The following is a 19,699-nucleotide window of genomic DNA, read 5'->3' on the forward strand; positions in this document are numbered from 1 at the left end:
CCTCCGGCGCCTTGGCGTGGCCAGTTCGACGTGGCACCTGTTCAAGCGGTTGACTGACGAGGGGCAGCAGCATTCGTCACCCAGCGTGACTCGCAAGTTGCCGCAATCCTCCACGCATGCACGAAGCTGTTCAGCGCCCGTAAACCTGGACCCCCTGCCATGGCACAGCGACTGATCCAGACGCGGGAGTGGTCTCTACGAATGACTGCTCTGTTGTATCAATACGCCGTGTCCAGGAGCCCTCGGGCAACTGGAATTCGCGGTCGTCGCCCGCGTTGAGCACGATGAGCAGTTCCGGGTCGTGTCGGGAGACGATCTTCAGGCCGAAGCATCTCAATTCGGCGTCTTCCCAATCGGCGTCTCCCATGGCTCTGCCATCGGGGTGGAGCCATTCCAGCACCGGATTGTCGTCAGGGCCATCGATCTGCGCGACGCCGAAACGGGCGCGGGACAGGCTCGTCTCCCTGCGCAACTTGCTCAGCATCGAGACCGCCTCGATCAGTTCCGACCGCGCCTTGCTCCAGTCGAGCCAACTGATCTCATTATCCTGGCAATAGGCGTTGTTGTTCCCACCCTGGCTATTGCCCAATTCGTCTCCTGCAAGGATCATCGGTACGCCCTGACTGAGAAGAACGGTAGCCAGCATGGCTTTGGCCCGGCGCAGCCTGGCTTGCAGGATGGCTTCGTCCTCGGTCTCGCCCTCTGCGCCCATATTGTCCGACAGGTTGTGGTCATGACCGTCATTATTGTCTTCGGCGTTGGCCTCGTTGTGCTTCTCGTTGAAACTCAGGGTGTCCCAAAGCGTGTAGCCATCGTGGGCGGCAACGAAATTTATGCTTGAGGTGGCCGGGCGGTGGCTGTGATTGAACTGGACGGGCGAACCTGAGAGGCGTTCGGACATTGCCGCGATCCGGCCCGGATCCTTGCGCCAGAATGCCCGCGTATCGTCGCGGAACTTGTCGTTCCATTCCCGGAACGGCCAACGATAGCCGCCGACCTGGTAGCCCCCGTCACCAATGTCCCAAGGCTCGGCAATCAGCTTGACACCGGCCAGCACCGGATCCTGTCGCAAGGCGTTGAAGAATGAGCCATCCCGCTCGAAGCCTTCCGATTCCCGGCCCAGGGTTGAAGCAAGGTCAAAGCGGAACCCATCGACATGCATGGCCTGCACCCAGTAGCGCAGGCTGTCGAGCACCATGCGCAGAACCATGGGATGGGCGACATTGAGCGTATTGCCGGTACCGGTCGTGTCAAAACTGTGCCGAGGGTTTTCGGGCGATAGTAGATAGTAGCTGGCGTTGTCGATGCCGCGGAAGGAGAGGGTCGAGCCCAGTTCGTTGCCTTCACAGGTATGGTTGAACACCACGTCGAGGATAACCTCGATGCCGGCGGCATGAAATTTGCGGATGGCTTGCTTCACTTCGCGGATCTGACCGGTGTGCAGATAGCGCGCATGCGGGGCGAAGAAGGAAAGGGTGGAATAACCCCAATAGTTTGAGAGCCCTTTCTCGACCAGGTAGCGATCATTGGCGAAGGCGTGCACCGGCAGCAGTTCGATGGTGGTTGCGCCGATCTTGTGCAAATGCTCGATGATGGGATCGCTCGCCAGCCCCTGGAAGGTGCCGCGCAGATCTTGCGGGATATCGGGATGCAGCATGGTGAGGCCACGCACATGCCCTTCGTAGATCACCGTGTCCTGCCAGCGGGTTCGCAGGGCCCGGTCGGTGTCCCAGTCGAATGCCGGATCGGCAACAACGCCCTTGGGCATGAATGGGGCGCTGTCGCGCTCATCAAAGCTCAGGTCATCCTCGCCGATTGTATAGCCATGCAAAGCGTCGTCCCAGACGATCTCGCCCTTGAGTTCGCGGGCATAGGGGTCGAGCAGCAGCTTGTTGGGATTGAAGCGATGGCCCTCTTCGGGGGCATAGGGACCATGAACGCGGTAGCCATAGACCTGGCCGGGCTTGATGCCAGGAAGATAACCGAACCAGATGCCGCCTTCCATGGCTGGCAGATCCAGGCGGTGGATTTCATTGGCTCCCGACTTGTCAAACAGACACAGCTCAACCCGCTGAGCATGCTCGGAGAACAGGGCGAAATTGGTGCCCTCGCCCATGAATTCCGCGCCAAGGATATCAGGCCGGCCGGCGTGATGATCAAAGGTCGGCTTGGTGTTTTGCGCTTTACGCATTGGAGTGGTTCCTGGGGTGGAGCGGGTTGGGGCCGCTGGAGAGTTGCTTGTGAACGTGGATGACTCCACGCCAGTTCCGGCAGGTCGGCTATGCGGCGGACAATTGAGTGTCCCACCCGACAAGGATCACCTGACGGTTGATCTCGGTGTGCCAGATCGGTTCGATACCGGCGGGGAGGCGGGTTGCGAAACCGGCAACCAAAGCCCGCTGCCCGTCGCTCCGGCGCAGCAAGACGCTGTCCGGGTTGAGAACGACGTTGCTCGCTGCCCGCTCGAGGAATTCGCGTTCGGCCTTGCGCAACCCAAGCAGTTCACGGGTCAGGTTCAACTTGGCTGTGGCAATCGTGCTGTCCAAGGTGCCGCCGGCAAGGGTGCCCCAATCCACAGGGCGACGGTTGTCCGGATCGGTGAGGGCAAGAAAAACTGTTTCGCTGCCACGGTAAATGTCGGGAAAGCCCGGCAGGAGCGTCTTGAGGGCAAGCTGGGTGAGGATCAGCGTGTCCGCGCTCGACACCAATTGCTCGAGTTCGATCGGCAGAGCGTCGCGCCATAGCGCAACCGCCGCGTGGGCAAAAGCGATGGCCTTGTTTTCCGCATCCTCGTTGGGCCTGGTCCAGAAACTGGCTTGCTTGGCTTCACGCATCGCCTTGCGGATATGATCGCGCAAACGCTCGTCGAGATGCGCGTCCGCAGGGTCCCAGATGGCCAGGCAGGTCTGGATAATGTACCAGCGCCAGGCCGGGGTGACCTCGGCAGCTTCGCGTAGCTCGCAGGCCCGAAGGTAGAGGGCCTTGAACCCCTCCGGCTGATGGCTGATTGCCACCATGCGCATGCGCGCGTCCTCGGAACGCTTGGTGTCGTGCGTCGAACTCAGGTTCATGCCCCAAGGGGTTCGACCTGACAGGAACTGGTCGGCCTCCCGTTGATCCACGGTTGGCTCGGCCGGTTCGGCGCCAACTTCGTTGGCAGCCAGGTAGCGTGACCACCGGAAGCCGGCGGTGTCTTCCTGTGCCTTGGCGAGAAGAGCGCCGGACACCTGCTGGAAACGCAAGGCGAAGGTCCGCGCCTGCGCTGTATCTGGCGAGAGCATGAGCGAGGCGACCGCCTTGACGCCGACCTCCGAACGCAGGCCCCTTGCTGCCGTTTCGCTCATTCGGGTGACGATGGCGTGGTCAGCTTCCTCGATGCCGTTGCTGTCTATATAGGTCCGGTAGCGTGGCACGGCCCCGAGCAGGGCCATGACAGCTTCGCGCAGCGTCTCGGGACCCGGTTCTGCGAGCGGTGAGGCCTGGAGCGCAGCGGCAGCCAAAGCGACGAGCTGGTGCAGTTCAGCCGCGAGTTCGAACTCGAGGATGTCTTTCTTGGCTCGGGTCAGCGCCTGCGGAAAACTGTCTGGCTCCTGGACCAGATCGCGCCAGATTTGATCCAGCTTTTCGATACCCTGGCTGTGCGTGAGCGCGCGCGCCAGCAGGCGGGCAGATTCATAACCGGTCGTGCCCACCGTGTTCCAGTTTTCGGGCAGGCGTTCGTCGCCCACCAGAATTTTTTCGACCCATATGGGCGTGCCGGGTAGCGCCTGCGACAGCCGTTCGAGATAGGCCGCCGGGTCAGCCAGTCCATCGATATGGTCCACGCGCAAGCCATCGACCAATCCCGCCCGGACCAGATCCAGGGTCAGCGCATGAGTGTCCTCGAAGACTTCGGGATCCTCGACACGCATGCCGATCAAGCTTGTGACGTTGAAAAAGCGACGGTGGGTAATGGAATCGCGTTCGGCCTCCCAATGCTTCAGGCGCCAGTGCTGCTGCTCGTGCACTTTCCGCAACGCATCTATATCCGTCGTGTCATCTTGAGTTGTATCCGCTAGCGGGACCTGCGTTCCGTCGAAGACGAAATGGCCGTTCTTTACGCTGAAGCGGCCGGCGGCCAGCATTTGCTCGAAAGGCTCCGGCAGAATAGGCAGAACCAGGGGTCCGGCATTCCAATCAATATCGAAATGGCTGGCGTAAGGACTGTTCTCACCCTCGCGCAGCACCTCCAGCAGCCAGGGATTCTCCAAAGTGAAGGCGGTGTGGTTCGGAACGATGTCGAGTATGATCCCCAGCCCGACCTGCCTTGCGGCTCCTACAAGCCGTTCAAATGCACCTCGCCCTCCCAGCGTCGGGTCGATCTGATTAGGATTGATGACATCGTAGCCATGGGTAGAGCCCGTCGAGGCGGTGAAGATCGGGGAGAGGTAGAGATGGGACATGCCCAGCCCAGCGATATAGTCGACATGCCGGGCAAGATTGTCGAAGTCGACGCCCTCCCGCAACTGTACCCGGTATGTGGCGGTCGGGGCCGAGTGCATCATGTCAATTTGCTCCAGACGGCAAGGGCGTAGGGATCGCGTTTGAGATCGAAGAGCGCGAAGTCGGGCGCGCGCGCCCTTGGCGCATGCCGGCCTATCTCTCCAAAATTGAGATCGATAATCAACTCGCCCGCCTCGAACTGCCAGTGCACAGTCAAGGCCTTTTCGCCGACGACATGAGCCGCACTATGCTGGCGGAGGGTAGCGGTCAGCGGGAAAATCGCGGCCTTGCGAAATGCGAGGACCTGGTGAGACAGCCGCAGCCAGTCATCTGCAGCCGGAGATGAGGACCAGTCCAGCCGGGAGCGTCGGAGCGTTGCCGGATCGATTGGGTCGGGCACCGACTCGCCAAGCGCGGCGATGCCAGCGAATTCCTCGGCCCGGCCCTGGCGCACCGCTTCAGCCAGATCGCCGTCGTAGTCGGCAAAGAACTGGAATGGAGACACGGCACCGCGTTCCTCGCCCATGAAGATCATGGGCGTGTAGGGGGCAGTGAGCAGCAGGACATACGCCGTCTTTACCGCATTTTCATCCGCCAGCGTCAGAAGCCGTTCGCCCTGGGCCCGATTGCCGACCTGATCGTGGGTCTGGATAGAATTTATGAAGCTGGTGACCGGCAAGTGGGCGCAGTCGGAGCCGCGTGGTGTGTCGAGCCCAATTCGCGGCTGGCCTTCCTCGATATGTCCACGCTCCAACGCCCGAACCAGATCTGCAATCGGGTCGTTTGCGAAGGAGACATAGTAATCCTGGCTTTCGCCGGTCAGGCTTGCATGTACCGCATGGTGGAAATCATCGTTCCAACTGGCGGCATAAAGCCCCGACTCGCGCAGAGTGGGCTCATTGCGTTCATCCTCGACGATGAGATGGAGCGGCCTGCCCAAGTCCAGTTTCCGGACAGCCTGGCCCAATTCCATCATGAACTCCGGTGCCCCTTCGCCCTGGATTTGATGTACCGCATCGAGCCGCAGCCCGTCGAGCCGGTACTCGTTTAGCCACATAAGGGCGCAATCGATCCAGAACTGGCGCACCGCTTTCTGCGAGAAGTCGATGGCAGCGCCCCACGGTGTGTGCCGGTCCGGGTTGAAGAATTCAGGTGCGATTGTGTGGAGATAGGCCCCGTCCGGACCGAAATGGTTCATGACCACGTCAAGAATGACGCATAGCCCGTGGCTCTGCGCGGTATTGACGAGATGCCTCAGATCATTGGGCGAACCATACACTGGATGGGGGGCAAAGGGCAGCACCCCGTCATAGCCCCAGCCTCGCGACCCGGGAAACTGGCTGATCGGCATGATCTCAATTGCAGTGAAACCAAGCCTTGCCAATTCCTCCATCTTCTCGGCCGCGGCCCGGAATGTTCCGCTCGGGGTAAAGGTGCCTATGTGAAGTTCATAAAGGACATATTCGTTGAAGGGACGTCCTTTCCAGGAAGGTGCCCAATCGAAATCCACGCCCGAAACCAGGCGTGAAGGCCCGTGGACGTCCGAGACCTGCAGGCGGCTGGCCGGATCGGGATAGCGTTCGTCGTCAACGATGAGGCAATAGTCCTCACCTTCTTCCGCTACGAACTTTGCTTCCCAGAAACCGTCGCCCCCGCGGTGCATGCGGATAGACCGCTCCCCAATGGCAACGGCCACCATGCTGGCGGAAGGCGCCCATAATCCGGCCCGCCACTGCGCGCCTGTCTTCTCGATACCCCAATGAGACATCAGGAACGGTCCTCTGGCAGAGCGGGCGGACGCTTTTGAAGCATATCGTCAGCTTGGCGTTCGCGCAGGCAGCGGTCGAGGGCTTCGAACCAGTATGTTTGTTCCTGCCCATCGGGTCTGCCAGCTTGTTCCCACAGGAAGTATGCGGTTTCACGTACCCGTTGCTCGAAGAGGGGATCGACCCAGGGGTCCGTTGCGTCTTTCTGCATCAGCGCTCTCCAACTGCAGACCGATAATGCGGTGCGGCGCGTTTCGCTCCATTGCCCGCGACAATTCGGAGTCTCTTAGTCCCGCGCTTGACTGCAAGCGCCAGTCCGTCAGGTAGCTGCTCCGGGCATTTGTGAGCGTGTAGCAGGTTCCAGCATAGGCGGTGAGGCCATGACACCGCCCGTGGCCCTTGGATCAATCTCTCACTTCCAAATTGAAACGGCTTTGCCGCAATCGGCGCGCCTCCAACGTTGTAACCAGCCTTTGGCACTGCGACACCACCGGCAATTGTTCGCTTTATGACATAGTCGAAGCCAGTTACCTGCGAGGGGCCGGCGTGGCCGATGCTGCAGGGAGGGTGCGTTTCGCCGCTGGCCTGAATCCCCGCAAAGACTCGAACTTTGGCCGGGTTCTGCACCTTGCCCCTTGCTGCCCGACGCGCTCGGGCGTAGCAGCGTGGCACGTTTCAGTTACACGCCTGCACAAGGGGCCCCTCATGTTCGGCATTGACCCGAGTTTTCTCTCATCGCTGTTTCAGGTCATCCTGATCGACCTGGTCCTGGCGGGTGACAATGCCGTGGTAATCGGGCTGGCCGCTGCGGGGCTACCCGCGGATTTGCGCCGCCGCGCTATTCTGATCGGCATCTTGGCGGCTACCGGGCTGCGCATCGGCTTCGCGCTCATCACTACCCAGCTACTTTCGCTTGGTGGCGGCCTGCTGATAGCTGGCGGCCTTCTGCTGCTTTGGGTGTGCTGGAAAATGTATCGCGAACTCACCGTTTCGGACGCTGAGGAGGAAGAGGCGACCGAGGCGTTGTCGGATGCCGATTACAACGCCGACGGTACCATTGCCGGCAAGGCCCCGCGCAAAACGCTGCGGCAGGCCGTTATCCAGATCATCATCGCCGACGTGTCGATGTCGCTCGACAATGTGCTGGCGGTTGCAGGGGCGGCGCAGCACCATTTTGAGGCATTGGTGTTCGGCCTGGCGCTGTCGGTGGTGCTCATGGGCGTTGCCGCCACCTTTATCGCCCGTCTGCTGCACCGCTACCACTGGATCGCCTGGCTTGGCCTGGTGATGATCCTGTTCGTGGCCATCCGCATGTCCCTCGAGGGCCTGGGTGCCTTTGTGGCCATTCCAGAAATACCGTTCCTCTACACGCCCCATGCGGTGGATGCCGCTGCGGCTGTGCACTAGGGGCGGTTCCGCGATTCGCGCATAGCGCTCATTGCCCTTTCGCCTCAAATCTCGCCACCGGAGGGATTTGCCCTTCGGGACGGTTCGAAGTTTGGTAACCACGCGCGGAATTTTGGCGCATTTGTTCCTGTGGGATAGGGATTTGATCACTACGGAGGTCTAGCTTTCGGCAGAACGCGTATCAGCCGGAAGCAGAACCATGTCCGTCTCCGCAGGAGCAGCCCAGACACATGACGAGCGTGTCGCGCCGACGCCGGTCGGTCCCGCGACGGCGAGTGTTGTCGCCCGGCCGGTCGATGGTGCCGAGTGGGATGCGGTTGTCTCCGGCTTTGATGGCCTTTGCCAGGAACAGCTTTTTGCCTTTGCCTCGATCCGCTGGCCTGGCGTGACCGCCGAGCCCCGGCTATTTGAGCGGCACGGGCGCGTTATCGGTGGTGCGCTTGTCATGGTGCAGCGCCTGCCGCTGGGGGTTGGTCAGATCGCCATCATCAAGTGGGGACCGATGCTGGCCGACACAAAGGCTGCGGACGCCGCAACCCTCTATCAGGCGATGATCGAGGCGCTCGTGGCCGAATATGCCGACGAGCGCGGCATGATGCTCTCGGTGCTACCCCATGCCAGCACCGGGGAGGGCAACAGCGAATATCGGGCCCTTCGGGAACGCGGTTTCAAGCGCGGCGCGGTGTTGCGGTTTCCCGACCGCTATCTGGTCAATCTACGGCTGTCCGATGAGGCGCAGCGCAAAAGCTTTGGCCAGACCTGGCGACGGCAACTCAACAAATCGGAAAAGTCCGGCCTGGTGTTCGAACATGCGGGGGCCGAGCGTATCGGCGACTTCAAGGCGCTCTACGCCGCGATGAGCGATCGCAAGCAATTTCCCGACTATTCGGCTTTCGATACGCTGGATGCCCTAATGGTACTGGACCAGCCGCTGCGGCCCGAATTGTTCTTCGTGCGGCGCGAGGACGAACTGGTCGCGGGGGCGCTGATCTTCAAGGCCGGCACGCGTGCGGTCTATCTCTATGGCGCCACAAACGACAAGGCGCTGCCACTGCGCGCCGGATACTTCATGCATTGGCATATCATTCGCTGGCTTCGCGATCACACAAGGGCAAGCTGGTACGATCTGGGCGGTACCGATGGCTTCCAGGGGCTGCATCAGTTCAAGAAGGGCATGGTCGGAGACGAGGGCCTGATCCGGCCGGTGCCGCCCGTGGCAAATTTCGCAACGCGGCCGCTCGCTTATGCGCTGGGGGCAGGGGCCTTTGCGGCGCGGGAGGCCTATAACGAGTTGCGTCGGCATATCGAGGCGGTGCGTCCTTCGCGCGCCCGACCCGATCAGGAGCCTTCTCCGCTTCCGCCAGAGTTCCGATGAGCCTCGCACGCCGCCTGGCCTCGCAATCAACGATCATTTTTGGCGGGCGCCTGTTCGGCGCCGGCCTGATCTTCCTAGTGCAAGCCTTTATCGCGCAGGTCTGGGGCGCCGCGATCCTGGGTGATTATCTGTTGGTGATCGCAACGGTCAATCTGATCGCCGTCGCCATGCCGCTGGGGTTCCAGACCATTGGGACCTATTTTGCCGCGGAGTATCGGGCCCGTGAGGACCGGCGGCAGCTCATCGCATTCCTGTTCCGCGCTTACGGGCATGTCGCCCTGGCCTTTGCGGGGTTGATGGTGGCTGGGCCTTTGGTCCTCAATGGAATGGGCCTGGGTGGTCATGTCGTTGCGCTGCATTTCGTGCCTGTGGTGCTGCTGGCTCTGGCCACGGCGCTGGTTTACGTCAACGGAGCGATACTGGTGGGGCTCAAACGTCCCTTTGCCGGCTTTTTCGCAGACGGCATTTTCCGTCCGATGATGGTGCTGGCCACGGTGCTCTGCTGCGCCTGGCTGCTTCCTACAGCGCCAGAGGCATTCGAAACCATGCTCTGGGCCACGGCGCTCGGTTATGTCGCGATTGCGCTGGTGCACATGGCGATTGTGATCGCGACGTTGCCACATATTGCTGAAACCGCTCAGTCGCGTGCTGCGGAGGTGCCCCGTTGGTGGCGTTTTGCGGCACCCTGGGTGCTGATCACCCTGGCCACGGATTTCTTTTTCGACATCGACCTGCTGCTGCTCGCCAATCTGCTTGACCGGGAGGAGCTCGCCATTTTCGGTGTCTGTACTCGGGTCTTCTCGCTGGTGTCGTTCGGCGTTGCGGCCGTCTATGCGGTCATCCTGCCCGACATGTTCGAGAGCGAAGCCAATGCCGATCGCGCCGCGTTCCATCGCAAGGTGGGTGAGGCCAATCTGGCGGCCAGCATCGTGTCGCTGGTGCTGTTCGGGCTGGTGATCATGGGTGCGCCGTTTGCCCTGCTGCTGTTCGGTCCCGCCTTCACCGCCGGTGCCCTGCCGCTGGCGATATTGTGTCTCGGTCTTGTGGTTCGCTCGGTCATGGGGCCGGCTTCGATGGTGTTGTCCATACATGACCGGCCCTGGGCCAGCCTGCCCGCCGTTCTTCTGGGCATGGGGACGCTTTTTGTGGGCAATCTGGTGCTCGTGCCCATGCTGCACCTGGTTGGGGCGGCGCTTGCAGCCGTAATCGCCATTTCGGTTTGGTCGGTTGTGCTTTGGGGAATTGCCCTGAGAACCGCGCGGATCGACGTGTCGATCCTGCAGTGGTTCAAGGCCCGGCGGATGCTGGCGGCGGAATAGGGTTCACGCCCCGACAAGCCCCTTCAGACGGTTCTTGAGGCGGCCCAAGCGACCGACATAGCCGCTGTCGTAGGGGACCTCGGGCCGAGTATAGAATTTTTCGATCAGCAGATAGTCCTGGCCGAAAATATGCTGCTTGAGCAGCGCGGTCTCGGTGTAGCCATAGCGCTGCAGGAGCATGCGGGCCACCTCGTTTTCGGGCCGCACATAAGTGTAGGCCTTGTGAAACCGAGTGTTGTCCCAATGGGCGTCGAACTCGCGCATGCCGAACAGGGCAAGCTTGGACTGGCGGTGTGAAGGAAATACCCAGCTCCAGTAGCGAAAGATGGCGCCACACTCTGGTCCCGAAATGATCGCGCCCGCCGGCACGCCGTCCACGCAACTGATCATGATATGCCAGGGATCGATGGCGAGCAGGCCCTTGAGGAAGGACTTGTCGAGCCTGTTGGTCTCGTGCTCCTTGAAGCGGTCACTGTAGTGCGGCGATGTCTGAATGACATCGCGCAATTCGCGCAGCACCAGATCCAGATCCGCATGTGTTGCGGGCCGCATGATCGTCTCGGCCATCGTGCTCCTCCTCAGGACAGTTCATCGGCTGGACGGGCCATGGTGTGAGCCTAGCGCAAGCCGGTTAACGGTAGGTGCCGTGCCCGAAGGGCAAACACCCATGCCGGAAAAACCCATTGAGTCGCAGGCACTAGGCCTTGCCGCCACGAGGGGGGAACATTAGAACGGATGCCGGGAGAGATAAGGGAGGATGACGATGAGCGACCAGCTCTTATTCCAGCCAAGCGCGGCCGCGATCGCGCGCACCCATACCACGGCCGAGCAGTATGATGCGCTCTACCAGCAGTCCATTCAGGATCCGGTTGGGTTCTGGGCCGAGCAGGCCAAGCGGCTCGACTGGATGACTTTCCCCACCAAGATCAAGAACACCACGTTCGAATATCCCGATGTGTCGATCAAATGGTTCGAAGACGGTGTGCTGAACGTCGCCGCCAATTGCATTGACCGGCATCTGGTCGAGCGCGGAGACGACATCGCCATTATCTGGGAGCCCGACAATCCCGCGGATAAGGCCGAATACATCTCGTATCGGACACTGCATGAGAAAGTGTGCCGCTGCGCCAATGTGCTGAAGTCGCTCGGCGTCAAGAAGGGCGACCGCGTTACGATCTATCTCCCCATGATCCCGCAGGCGGCCTATGCCATGCTGGCCTGCGCCCGCATCGGAGCAGTTCATTCGGTGGTGTTTGGCGGATTCTCTCCAGACTCCCTGGCCGGCCGCATCAATGATTGTGACTCGGCAGTGGTTATCACCGCCGACGAGGGCCGTCGCGGCGGCAAGACCGTGCCGCTCAAGGCCAATGTTGACATGGCACTGGAAGACTGTCCCGGTGTTTCGAAGGTGCTGGTGGTGCGCAATACCGGCGCCGACGTGGCCATGAAGGGCGCGCGCGATGTCTGGTGGCACGAAGCTGCCGCAGGCGTCGAACCCTTCAACGATCCCGAGCCGATGAATGCGGAAGATCCGCTGTTCGTCCTTTATACCTCGGGCTCCACCGGCAAGCCCAAGGGCGTGCTGCATACGCAAGGTGGCTATCTCACCTATACCTCGCTGACCCACGAACTCAGCTTCGACTATCGCAAGGGCGATGTGTTCTGGTGCACGGCCGATGTGGGCTGGATCACTGGGCACAGCTATATCGTCTATGGCCCGCTGGCCAATGGCGCGACCACGGTGATGTTCGAGGGTATCCCGTCCTGGCCTGACGCCAGCCGCTTCTGGCAAGTGGTGGAGCGGCACAAGGTCAATATCTTCCACACCGCGCCAACGGCCATCCGGGCGCTCATGGGCGCGGGCGCCGAATTTGCCGAAAAGCACGAGATGCCGTCGCTGCGGCTGCTGGGCACAGTTGGCGAGCCGATCAATCCCGAAGCCTGGCTTTGGTACTACAACAAGGTTGGCAAGGGGCGTTGCGAGATTGTCGATGCCTGGTGGCAGACTGAGACGGGCGGTCACATGATCGCGCCATTCCCAGGTGCAATTCCGACCAAGCCCGGTTCGGCGACCAAGCCGTTCTTCGGCATTCAGCCCGAGGTACTTTCGCCTGAAGGCAAGGTGCAGGAGCAGACCAAAGCCGAAGGTGTCTTGGTCATCAAGGATAGCTGGCCCAGCCAGGCGCGCACCATCTGGGGCGATCATGGCCGCTTCGTCTCGACCTATTTCGAGACCTATAAGGGCAATTACTTCACCGGTGACGGCTGCCGCCGCGACGAGGACGGCTATTACTGGATCACGGGTCGCGTCGACGACGTGCTCAATGTATCCGGCCATCGTCTCGGTACAGCAGAGATCGAAAGCGCGCTGGTGGCGCATCCCAAGGTCTCCGAGGCCGCTGTGGTTGGCTTCCCGCACGATATCAAGGGGCAGGGCATCTACTGCTATGTGACGCTGATGGCCGGCGAGCAGAGCAGCGATGAGTTGCGCACTGAACTGCGCAATTGGGTGCGCAAGGAGATCGGGCCGATTGCCTCGCCCGATTTCATCCAGTGGGCGCCCGGCCTGCCAAAGACGCGATCGGGAAAGATCATGCGGCGCATCCTGCGCAAGGTTGCCGAGAACGAGTTCGGCTCGCTGGGCGATACCTCGACCCTGGCAGATCCCTCGGTTGTCGATGACCTGATCGCCAATCGCCAGAACAAGCCGGCCTGAGGCCAAAAAAACGGGCGGTGGAATCAATCCACCGCCCTTCCAGTTCGGCGGGGGCCGGCTGGAAGGTTGAATACCACCGGTCCTGCGTCCACCATCCGCACAGGTGGCATAGCCAACGACCTTTCGGCATCCCCTGTTCAGGGGAGACCATTGTCTTGCCGCCATTTGCTGGGCACTCTGCAGGCCCGATTCTCCGCCGGTGATGCCCTTGTTCCGCTTTCTGCTTGCCCTGATCGTCCTGGCCTGTCTGGCATCGCCTGCAGCAGCGCAGTCTCTTGAGGAAATGGCGGGGCAGATGATCCTGGTGGGGTTTGATGGGGATGGCCCCGATGATGCCGGCGTAAGCGCCGTCGTCGACGACCTTGAGGCCGGTCGGCTGGGCGGGGTCATGTACCTCAAAAAGAACGTCGCCAGTCTCGCGACAGTGCGAGAGATGAACGCGCTGTTCCGCGACGCCGCGCCCATGCTGCCGCCTTTCATCACGCTCGATCAGGAAGGTGGAGCGGTCGAGCGCCTGACCAAGGATGTGGGCTTCGCCGAGATTGCCAATGCGGCAACGATTGCAGCGCGCAATACGCCTGAGCAAGCCAGAGCGATCTATGCGCGCATGGCCCAAGGCATTGCCGAACAGGGGTTTTCGGTCAATTTTGGACCGGTTGCCGATCTCGACACCAATCCGAACAACCAGATCATCGCTCGCTTCGGGCGCGCTTTTTCTGACGATCCGGACGTGGTTGCCGCCTATGGTAGAGCGTTCATCCGGGCCCATCACCAAGCCGGGCTGCTTACGGCGCTCAAGCACTTTCCTGGCCACGGGTCGTCGACTGCGGACAGTCATGAAGGCTTTGTCGATATAACCCGCAGCTGGGAGCCGAGGGAACTGGATCCCTACCGGGTGCTGATCGGAGAGGGCTTGGCCGATATGGTTATGGTCGGTCATCTCTATCATGCCGATTATGCCGACGCGGATGGCCAGACACCGTCTTCTCTTTCGCCGCGCTGGATCGATGGTGTGTTGCGAGACGAGCTCGGTTTTGACGGTGTGGTCATCAGCGATGATCTGGAAATGGGCGCCATCCGGGACCATTTTTCGCTCAAGGAGACTGTCACCATGGCCGTGCGGGCGGGCATGGATATTCTCCTGTTCTCCAACACGGCGGATTACCGCCCGGCTCTGGCGCAGGAGGTTCTCGATATCCTGCTGGCTGAAGCAGGAGCTGACCCGGCGTTTGCTGCGCGGATTGAGGAGAGCTATGCCCGCATCGCGGCGCTGAAGGCGCGATTGCAGTGAGCTGCTTTCCCCGGCTTTCTTGGTCTGTGTGTTTCCAGCGCCCTGCGCAGCCGATATGATGCGCGTCCTGTGTGAGGAGATCCCAGACTGATGTCGGAAGACCGCGAGATCAGGCGCGTACGGGCGCTTTTCCTGTCCGACGTGCATCTGGGCATGAAGCCGATCCGCAGCGCGCAACTGGCCGATTTCTTGCGGGCGCATGATGCCGAGACGATTTATCTGGTCGGCGACATCCTCGATGGCTGGCGATTGGCCAAGCAGTGGCACTGGCCCAGCCAGTACAATGAAGTCATCCAACTCATGCTGGACAAGGCGACTGCGGGAACGCGGATCGTCTATCTGCCGGGCAATCACGACGAATTCCTGCGCGAGTACCTGGGCACCTATTTCGGCGAGATCGAGTTGGTGGACCGGACCATCCATACATCGGCGACGGGCAAGACCTATCTCGTGATCCATGGTGATCAGTTCGACGTGGTGGTGATGAATGCCAAGTGGCTCGCCCATGTTGGGGACTGGGCCTATAACGCGGCGCTGCGGGTCAACATCGCGATCAACTGGGTGCGCCGGCGGCTGGGGCTGCAATACTGGTCGCTCAGCGCCTGGGCCAAGCAGAAGGTCAAGAACGCGGTTTCGGTTATCGGCCGGTTCGAGGAGGCGCTGGTGCATGAGGCCAAGGAAAGCGGGGTGGATGGCGTGATCTGCGGCCATATCCATTTTGCCGACATCCACGACCGGCTCGGCATTCAGTATATCAACACCGGCGACTGGGTGGAGAGCTGCACGGCCATAGTCGAGAATCACGACGGCGCTTTCGAGCTGATCAAATGGACCGAAATGGTCACTGGCGAATCCCGCAAAGCGAAACTGCGATAGAGTTCCGGGCAGTAACCCCGTCAATTGAACGTCACATGACCGTCACGCGACCGACGCGTGGCTCCCGCACCATGGTGGCATTGCGAGCAATCGTGGTGCCGCCATGTATATTGATCCCAAGCTTTCCCGCCGCCGCATCCTGATCGTCACCGACGCCTGGCGGCCGCAGATCAATGGCGTGGTCCGCACTCTCGAAAGCCTGGCCAAGCAATTGCGCGAGTGGGGCCATGAGGTCAGTTTTTTGACCCCCGAGCCATTCTGGACCGTTCCGGTGCCGACCTATCCGGAAATCCGCCTGTCGCTGGCCTCGCGCCGCGCGGTATTCCTCACGATGGTGCGGGCGCGGCCGCATCATATTCACATCGCCACCGAAGGGCCCCTTGGGCTTCTGGCGCGGCGCTATTGCCTTGAGCGCGGCAAGGCCTTCACTACGAGCCTGCATACACGTTTCCCCGAATATGTGGCGGCGCGGCTGCCGGTGCCAGAGGAGTGGAGCTATGGCTATCTGCGCTGGTTCCATGATCCCGCTGCCGCCACCATGGTGCCGACACCGTCGCTGCGCGAGGAGCTGCGCGGGCATGGCTTTTCGCATCTGACCCTGTGGGGCAGGGGCGTTGACGGGCAGCGGTTCCGCCCGGGTCCAAAGACCATGTTCACCGATTTGCCCGGCCCGCATCTGCTCTATGTGGGGCGGGTATCGGCGGAGAAGAATGTGGCCGATTTTCTGGCGCTCGACATGCCGGGCAGCAAGATTGTGGTGGGCGATGGACCAGAGCGTGCGCATCTGGAGCGGCTCCATCCCGAGGTGCACTTTATCGGCTATCTGCATGGCGAAGCGCTGGCCGCGGCCTATCGCAGCGCAGATGTCTTCGTTTTTCCCAGCCGGACCGACACCTTCGGCAATGTGCTGACCGAAGCGCTGGCCTCGGGTACCCCCGTTGCGGCCTATCCGGTGACCGGGCCGCGCGACATTGTCACTGATCCCAGAGCCGGGACGCTGAGCCCGGATCTGGGCTCGGCCGTGCGCCGGTCGCTTACCCTGGCGCGGTCGCATGCGCGGGCGCTTGGCGAGCAGTTCACCTGGGCGGCCAGCGCGCATCAATTCGTTTCCGCGCTCACCCCGGCCCATGCCGCCGAGAGGCTGGAACGGGCCATCTAGAACGTTCCAGAGACCGGTTTGAGGGCAGATTGGCACAGAATTGCCCTTGCCTCGCGATGCCATCCGAGTCAGGTAAGGACACGCGGCGCGCCTCTGCGCCGGGAGTTCATTTTCATGCCATCGGCTTTTTCGCGCTGGGATTCTCCCGAGCTGCGCGCGTCCATTTATCAGTTCACCGTCTATCTGCCGGGCGGCGTCGCGTCGGTCTTTCTGGGCATCTGGCTCAGCGAGCATGGCATTCCGGCTGATCAGATCGGCATCATCAATGCCATGCCGACCCTGTTGCTGCTGCTGCTCAACATGATCGTGGGCCGCATCGCCGACAAGGCGGACGACTGGCGCACGGCGCTGATCGGCATATCGATCATCTCGGCGCTGACGGCGGTGCCGATGTATTTCGTGTCCGAATTTTGGGGCATTCTGCTGGTCTGGGGGTTGTGTGCCTCCAGCAATGGGCTGGTGGCGCCGGTGATCGATGCGGCGACCGTGCGCATGACCCGGCGCAACGGCACCGATTTCGGCGTCATCCGCGCCTGGGCCACGGTGGGCTATGTCGTGGGGGCAGGCGGCATCGGACTGTTTCTCAACATTCTGGGGTCGGGTGCGTTCATCACACTCTATGTGGCCATGGTCGTCGCTCGGGCCGGGCTGGCGTTCCTGCTGCCGCGGTTCCGGGCGCCCAAGCCACAGGTGACGCTGGCCGATGCGACCTCGCGCATCGAGGCGCCGCCCAGCCGGCTCAAGGATGCGCTGCAGCCCTGGTTCGTGCTGCCGCTGCTGGCCTTTGCGCTGGTCAATTCGTCCAATGCCGTGATTGGCGGGTTCGGGGCGCTGCTCTGGCACGAAAACGGCATTCCGAGCTATTTCCTCGGGCCATTGCTGGGTTTTGCGGCCGTTGGCGAGGCGGTGCTGATGTTTGTCTGGCGGCGTTTTGGCGGGCGGGTGACGGCACGAAACATGATCCTGGCGGGCGCGGTCGCCGGGCTGATCCGCTTTACCATCATGGCGTTCAACCCGCCGGTGGAGGTGCTGTTTCTCACCCAGTCGCTGCATGCCTTCAGCTTTGGCATGGGCTATTTCGGGGTGGTGCACTTCATCGCCAACTGGACCAATGAGGCCAATGCGGCCGAGGCGCAGGGCTTTTTCAACATGCTCAACATGGCCATGGCCATGCTGGCGCTGACCGTGTTCGGTGTGCTGGTCGAGTTTTTTGGCGCCTATGCATTCTTCTATTCGACGGTGACCTCGTCGCTGGCGATTGGCTGCGTGCTGTGGTCGCTGAAAATGCGGCCGCCAAAATCGCTGGTGGGGTAGGGTGTCGATATCCCCCGGCGAGACCTATTGCTTCGCATATGGTTCAGGCCCCACGGTGTGGCCACCTCCGGGTTTGCCTCGGCGAAGGCCGGGCCCTGAGGCGATGCCATGGTTATGTTCGTCTCAGCAACTCAGGGTGGACCCGGGGCCAAACCCGGGGCGGCAGCCACAACGGGGCAATGGGGATGATCAGTTGCCGACCCCAAATCGGCCAAAAATCGCCAAGAGTAATACCTCTAGAGCGACGCCAAGGAAGCTGAACGCTATCAGGTTTCGGGGCTTCTGCGACAGCTTAGGGGATTCATTGCAGCTCTAGGCAGCGGCTCGCTTTTGGAACATCGAACGGAAATGACGCAAGCCGGTCGTCGTGAATGTGACGATGCGGGTCGATTTATCCAAATGCGCCCAATCTAGCTCGACAAACCGTGCAAGCATCGCGCGTCCCAGGCTGCCCGCAAGATGCGAGCGGCGTTCGCTCCAATCGAGACACTCCCGACATAGCTCCGAGCGGCCAGCGGCGAGTTTTTCAACGTCGACGCCTAGACTGGTTGCAAAGTTCCGGCCCGACTCCGTCAACCGCAATTGGCCGCTGCCAAGGTGGAGAAAGTCTTGCGCCACTAGGCTGTCAAACATCTGGACCCCCATGTCGCCGGCCAGATGATTGTAGCAGATGCGGGCCTGCCGCAGCGCTTGGTCCTTTGGGCCAGGGCGGCGGCGAAGGTGACCTGCATTAGCTGCGAGGCCCATCAAAGCCTCTAGCACGTCCGCCACCTCGGTCGATGCGAGCGCAAAATACTTGTGACGCCCCTGCTTCCGCGCACGCAGGAGTCCCCCTTCATGCAGCCGGGCAAGATGTGAACTTGCGGTCTGCGCCGTGATTCCCGCCTCGGCGGCCAGTTCCGTCGCGGTGAGCGCCTTGCCGCTCATCAATGCGACTAGCATGTTCGCGCGGGCGGGATCGCCGATGAGGGCGGCGATGCCGGCAATGTCAGGGCCTTCCTTCATACTTCGATCATAACCGAAACATGCGCGGCAAAACAGCCCCTATGGTTGGCTCGAAGCAACCGGAGAAAGCGCTATGCTGACCTGTATCATTCGCTATCAAATCGACCCGACGAAGAAGGAGCAGTTCGCGCAATATGCCCGCAACTGGGGGCAGGCGATCCCGCGCTGCGGCGCGGACCTGATCGGCTATTTTTCGCCGCACGAAGGCTCGACCACGCTGGCCTACGGTATCTATAACATCGCCAGCCTTTCCGACTACGAGGCTTATCGCGCGCGGCTGGCCATCGATCCGCTCGGACGGGAAAACTACGAGTTCGCCATGCGAGAGCGGTTCCTGCTGCGCGAGGACAGGACTTTTCTCAAGCTGGTCTCCGCGCCGCACGGAAGTAAGTCATGATCGCGGTCATCTTCGAGGTCGAGCCGGGCGAAGGGCGGGAAACCATCTATCTTGATACTGCTGCCGAGTTGCGACCGCTTCTCGACGAGATCGAAGGGTTCATCTCGGTCGAGCGGTTCAAGAGCCTCAGTGATCCGGACAAGGTGCTTTCGCTGTCCTTCTTCGAGACTGAGGAGGCTGTGGCTCGCTGGCGCAACACCGCCGAGCACAGACGTGCGCAAAGGATGGGTCGAGGCGGCGTGTTTCGTGGTTACAGGCTACGCATCGCAAATGTCTTGCGCGACTATGGCTTGTCCGAGCGTGACCAAGCTCCTTCGGACAGCCGTGCTGCGCATGAATAATATCGATGGTCTAGGACCAGACGAAACGCCGCGGTTTCGTCGCGGAAGCTTGGTTCCAGCGACTCGGCCGCCCGCAGCCGATTGTTTTAAGTATTTCTGTTGGCCCGGGCAGGCGAAGAGGCGGCCCCATGCGACAGATCTTTGCGACAATGGGAGGCTGGTTCCCCGCTGCCTGCACTATACTGGTCAGGCGGTGATCCCCAATATCCGCCAGCGCAAGCAATCATCAGCAATAAAAAGGCCCCGGATCG

Annotated in this window: 16 protein-coding genes; 10 read left to right on the forward strand and 6 right to left on the reverse strand. The window is 61.4% G+C overall.

Annotation, left to right across the window (positions count from 1 at the left end):
• Positions 1 to 130 precede the first annotated feature (130 nt).
• From glgX to ACE4RL_RS09545, 4 genes are all read right to left on the reverse strand, one after another.
• Entirely contained in the window at positions 131 to 2,191 is a 2,061-nt protein-coding gene (gene glgX / locus ACE4RL_RS09530) for a glycogen debranching protein GlgX (protein WP_375596965.1), read from the reverse strand.
• An 88-nt stretch (positions 2,192 to 2,279) separates the two neighbouring features.
• Entirely contained in the window at positions 2,280 to 4,544 is a 2,265-nt protein-coding gene (gene treY / locus ACE4RL_RS09535; protein WP_375596966.1) for a malto-oligosyltrehalose synthase, read from the reverse strand.
• A complete protein-coding gene (gene treZ / locus ACE4RL_RS09540) occupies positions 4,541 to 6,250 on the reverse strand; it encodes a malto-oligosyltrehalose trehalohydrolase (RefSeq protein WP_375596967.1) in 1,710 nt (569 codons plus the stop codon). The genes treY and treZ overlap by 4 nt, the downstream gene beginning before the upstream one ends.
• On the reverse strand, positions 6,250 to 6,459 hold the full coding sequence (locus ACE4RL_RS09545; protein ID WP_375596968.1) for a DUF2934 domain-containing protein: 210 nt from the start codon (positions 6,457 to 6,459) through the stop codon (positions 6,250 to 6,252). Before ACE4RL_RS09545 ends, treZ begins: the two co-directional genes overlap by 1 nt.
• A gap of 494 nt (positions 6,460 to 6,953) precedes the next feature.
• Between ACE4RL_RS09545 and ACE4RL_RS09550 the strand changes: the two genes are divergently transcribed.
• From ACE4RL_RS09550 to ACE4RL_RS09560, 3 genes are all read left to right on the forward strand, one after another.
• Entirely contained in the window at positions 6,954 to 7,655 is a 702-nt protein-coding gene (locus ACE4RL_RS09550; RefSeq protein ID WP_375596969.1) for a YjbE family putative metal transport protein, read from the forward strand.
• Positions 7,656 to 7,854: 199 nt separating this feature from the next.
• A complete protein-coding gene (locus tag ACE4RL_RS09555; RefSeq protein ID WP_375596970.1) occupies positions 7,855 to 9,030 on the forward strand; it encodes a lipid II:glycine glycyltransferase FemX in 1,176 nt (391 codons plus the stop codon).
• Positions 9,027 to 10,349 carry a lipopolysaccharide biosynthesis protein gene (locus ACE4RL_RS09560; RefSeq protein ID WP_375596971.1) on the forward strand — a complete coding sequence of 441 codons (1,323 nt, stop codon included), beginning with the start codon at positions 9,027 to 9,029 and terminating at the stop codon, positions 10,347 to 10,349. Before ACE4RL_RS09555 ends, ACE4RL_RS09560 begins: the two co-directional genes overlap by 4 nt.
• A gap of 3 nt (positions 10,350 to 10,352) precedes the next feature.
• Here the strand turns inward: ACE4RL_RS09560 and ACE4RL_RS09565 are convergent, their stop codons facing one another.
• Complete coding sequence (locus ACE4RL_RS09565; RefSeq protein ID WP_375596972.1) at positions 10,353 to 10,916, reverse strand: hypothetical protein; 564 nt, start codon at positions 10,914 to 10,916, stop codon at positions 10,353 to 10,355.
• Between the two features lie 196 nt (positions 10,917 to 11,112).
• Between ACE4RL_RS09565 and acs the strand changes: the two genes are divergently transcribed.
• From acs to ACE4RL_RS09590, 5 genes are all read left to right on the forward strand, one after another.
• Positions 11,113 to 13,065: an acetate--CoA ligase gene (acs, locus tag ACE4RL_RS09570; protein WP_375596973.1), complete on the forward strand. Its 1,953-nt coding sequence runs from the start codon at positions 11,113 to 11,115 to the stop codon at positions 13,063 to 13,065.
• Between the two features lie 208 nt (positions 13,066 to 13,273).
• Entirely contained in the window at positions 13,274 to 14,356 is a 1,083-nt protein-coding gene (locus ACE4RL_RS09575) for a glycoside hydrolase family 3 protein (protein WP_375596974.1), read from the forward strand.
• A gap of 90 nt (positions 14,357 to 14,446) precedes the next feature.
• On the forward strand, positions 14,447 to 15,232 hold the full coding sequence (locus tag ACE4RL_RS09580) for a UDP-2,3-diacylglucosamine diphosphatase (protein ID WP_375596975.1): 786 nt from the start codon (positions 14,447 to 14,449) through the stop codon (positions 15,230 to 15,232).
• A 103-nt stretch (positions 15,233 to 15,335) separates the two neighbouring features.
• On the forward strand, positions 15,336 to 16,391 hold the full coding sequence (locus ACE4RL_RS09585; protein WP_375596976.1) for a glycosyltransferase family 4 protein: 1,056 nt from the start codon (positions 15,336 to 15,338) through the stop codon (positions 16,389 to 16,391).
• Positions 16,392 to 16,505: 114 nt separating this feature from the next.
• On the forward strand, positions 16,506 to 17,705 hold the full coding sequence (locus ACE4RL_RS09590; RefSeq protein ID WP_375596977.1) for an MFS transporter: 1,200 nt from the start codon (positions 16,506 to 16,508) through the stop codon (positions 17,703 to 17,705).
• A gap of 312 nt (positions 17,706 to 18,017) precedes the next feature.
• Here ACE4RL_RS09590 and ACE4RL_RS09595 read toward each other — a convergent pair whose 3' ends face one another.
• On the reverse strand, positions 18,018 to 18,710 hold the full coding sequence (locus ACE4RL_RS09595; RefSeq protein ID WP_375596978.1) for an ArsR/SmtB family transcription factor: 693 nt from the start codon (positions 18,708 to 18,710) through the stop codon (positions 18,018 to 18,020).
• A gap of 73 nt (positions 18,711 to 18,783) precedes the next feature.
• On the opposite strand from ACE4RL_RS09595, the gene ACE4RL_RS09600 reads away from it, so the two are divergent.
• Together ACE4RL_RS09600 and ACE4RL_RS09605 are read left to right on the forward strand one after the other, a co-directional pair.
• Entirely contained in the window at positions 18,784 to 19,107 is a 324-nt protein-coding gene (locus tag ACE4RL_RS09600) for an NIPSNAP family protein (RefSeq protein ID WP_375596979.1), read from the forward strand.
• Positions 19,104 to 19,448, forward strand: a complete 345-nt coding sequence (locus tag ACE4RL_RS09605) for an antibiotic biosynthesis monooxygenase family protein (protein ID WP_375596980.1) — start codon at positions 19,104 to 19,106, stop codon at positions 19,446 to 19,448. Before ACE4RL_RS09600 ends, ACE4RL_RS09605 begins: the two co-directional genes overlap by 4 nt.
• Positions 19,449 to 19,699: the final 251 nt, after the last annotated feature.

It is taken from the genome of Devosia polycyclovorans (assembly GCF_042181575.1).
Classification (GTDB): domain Bacteria; phylum Pseudomonadota; class Alphaproteobacteria; order Rhizobiales; family Devosiaceae; genus Devosia; species Devosia polycyclovorans.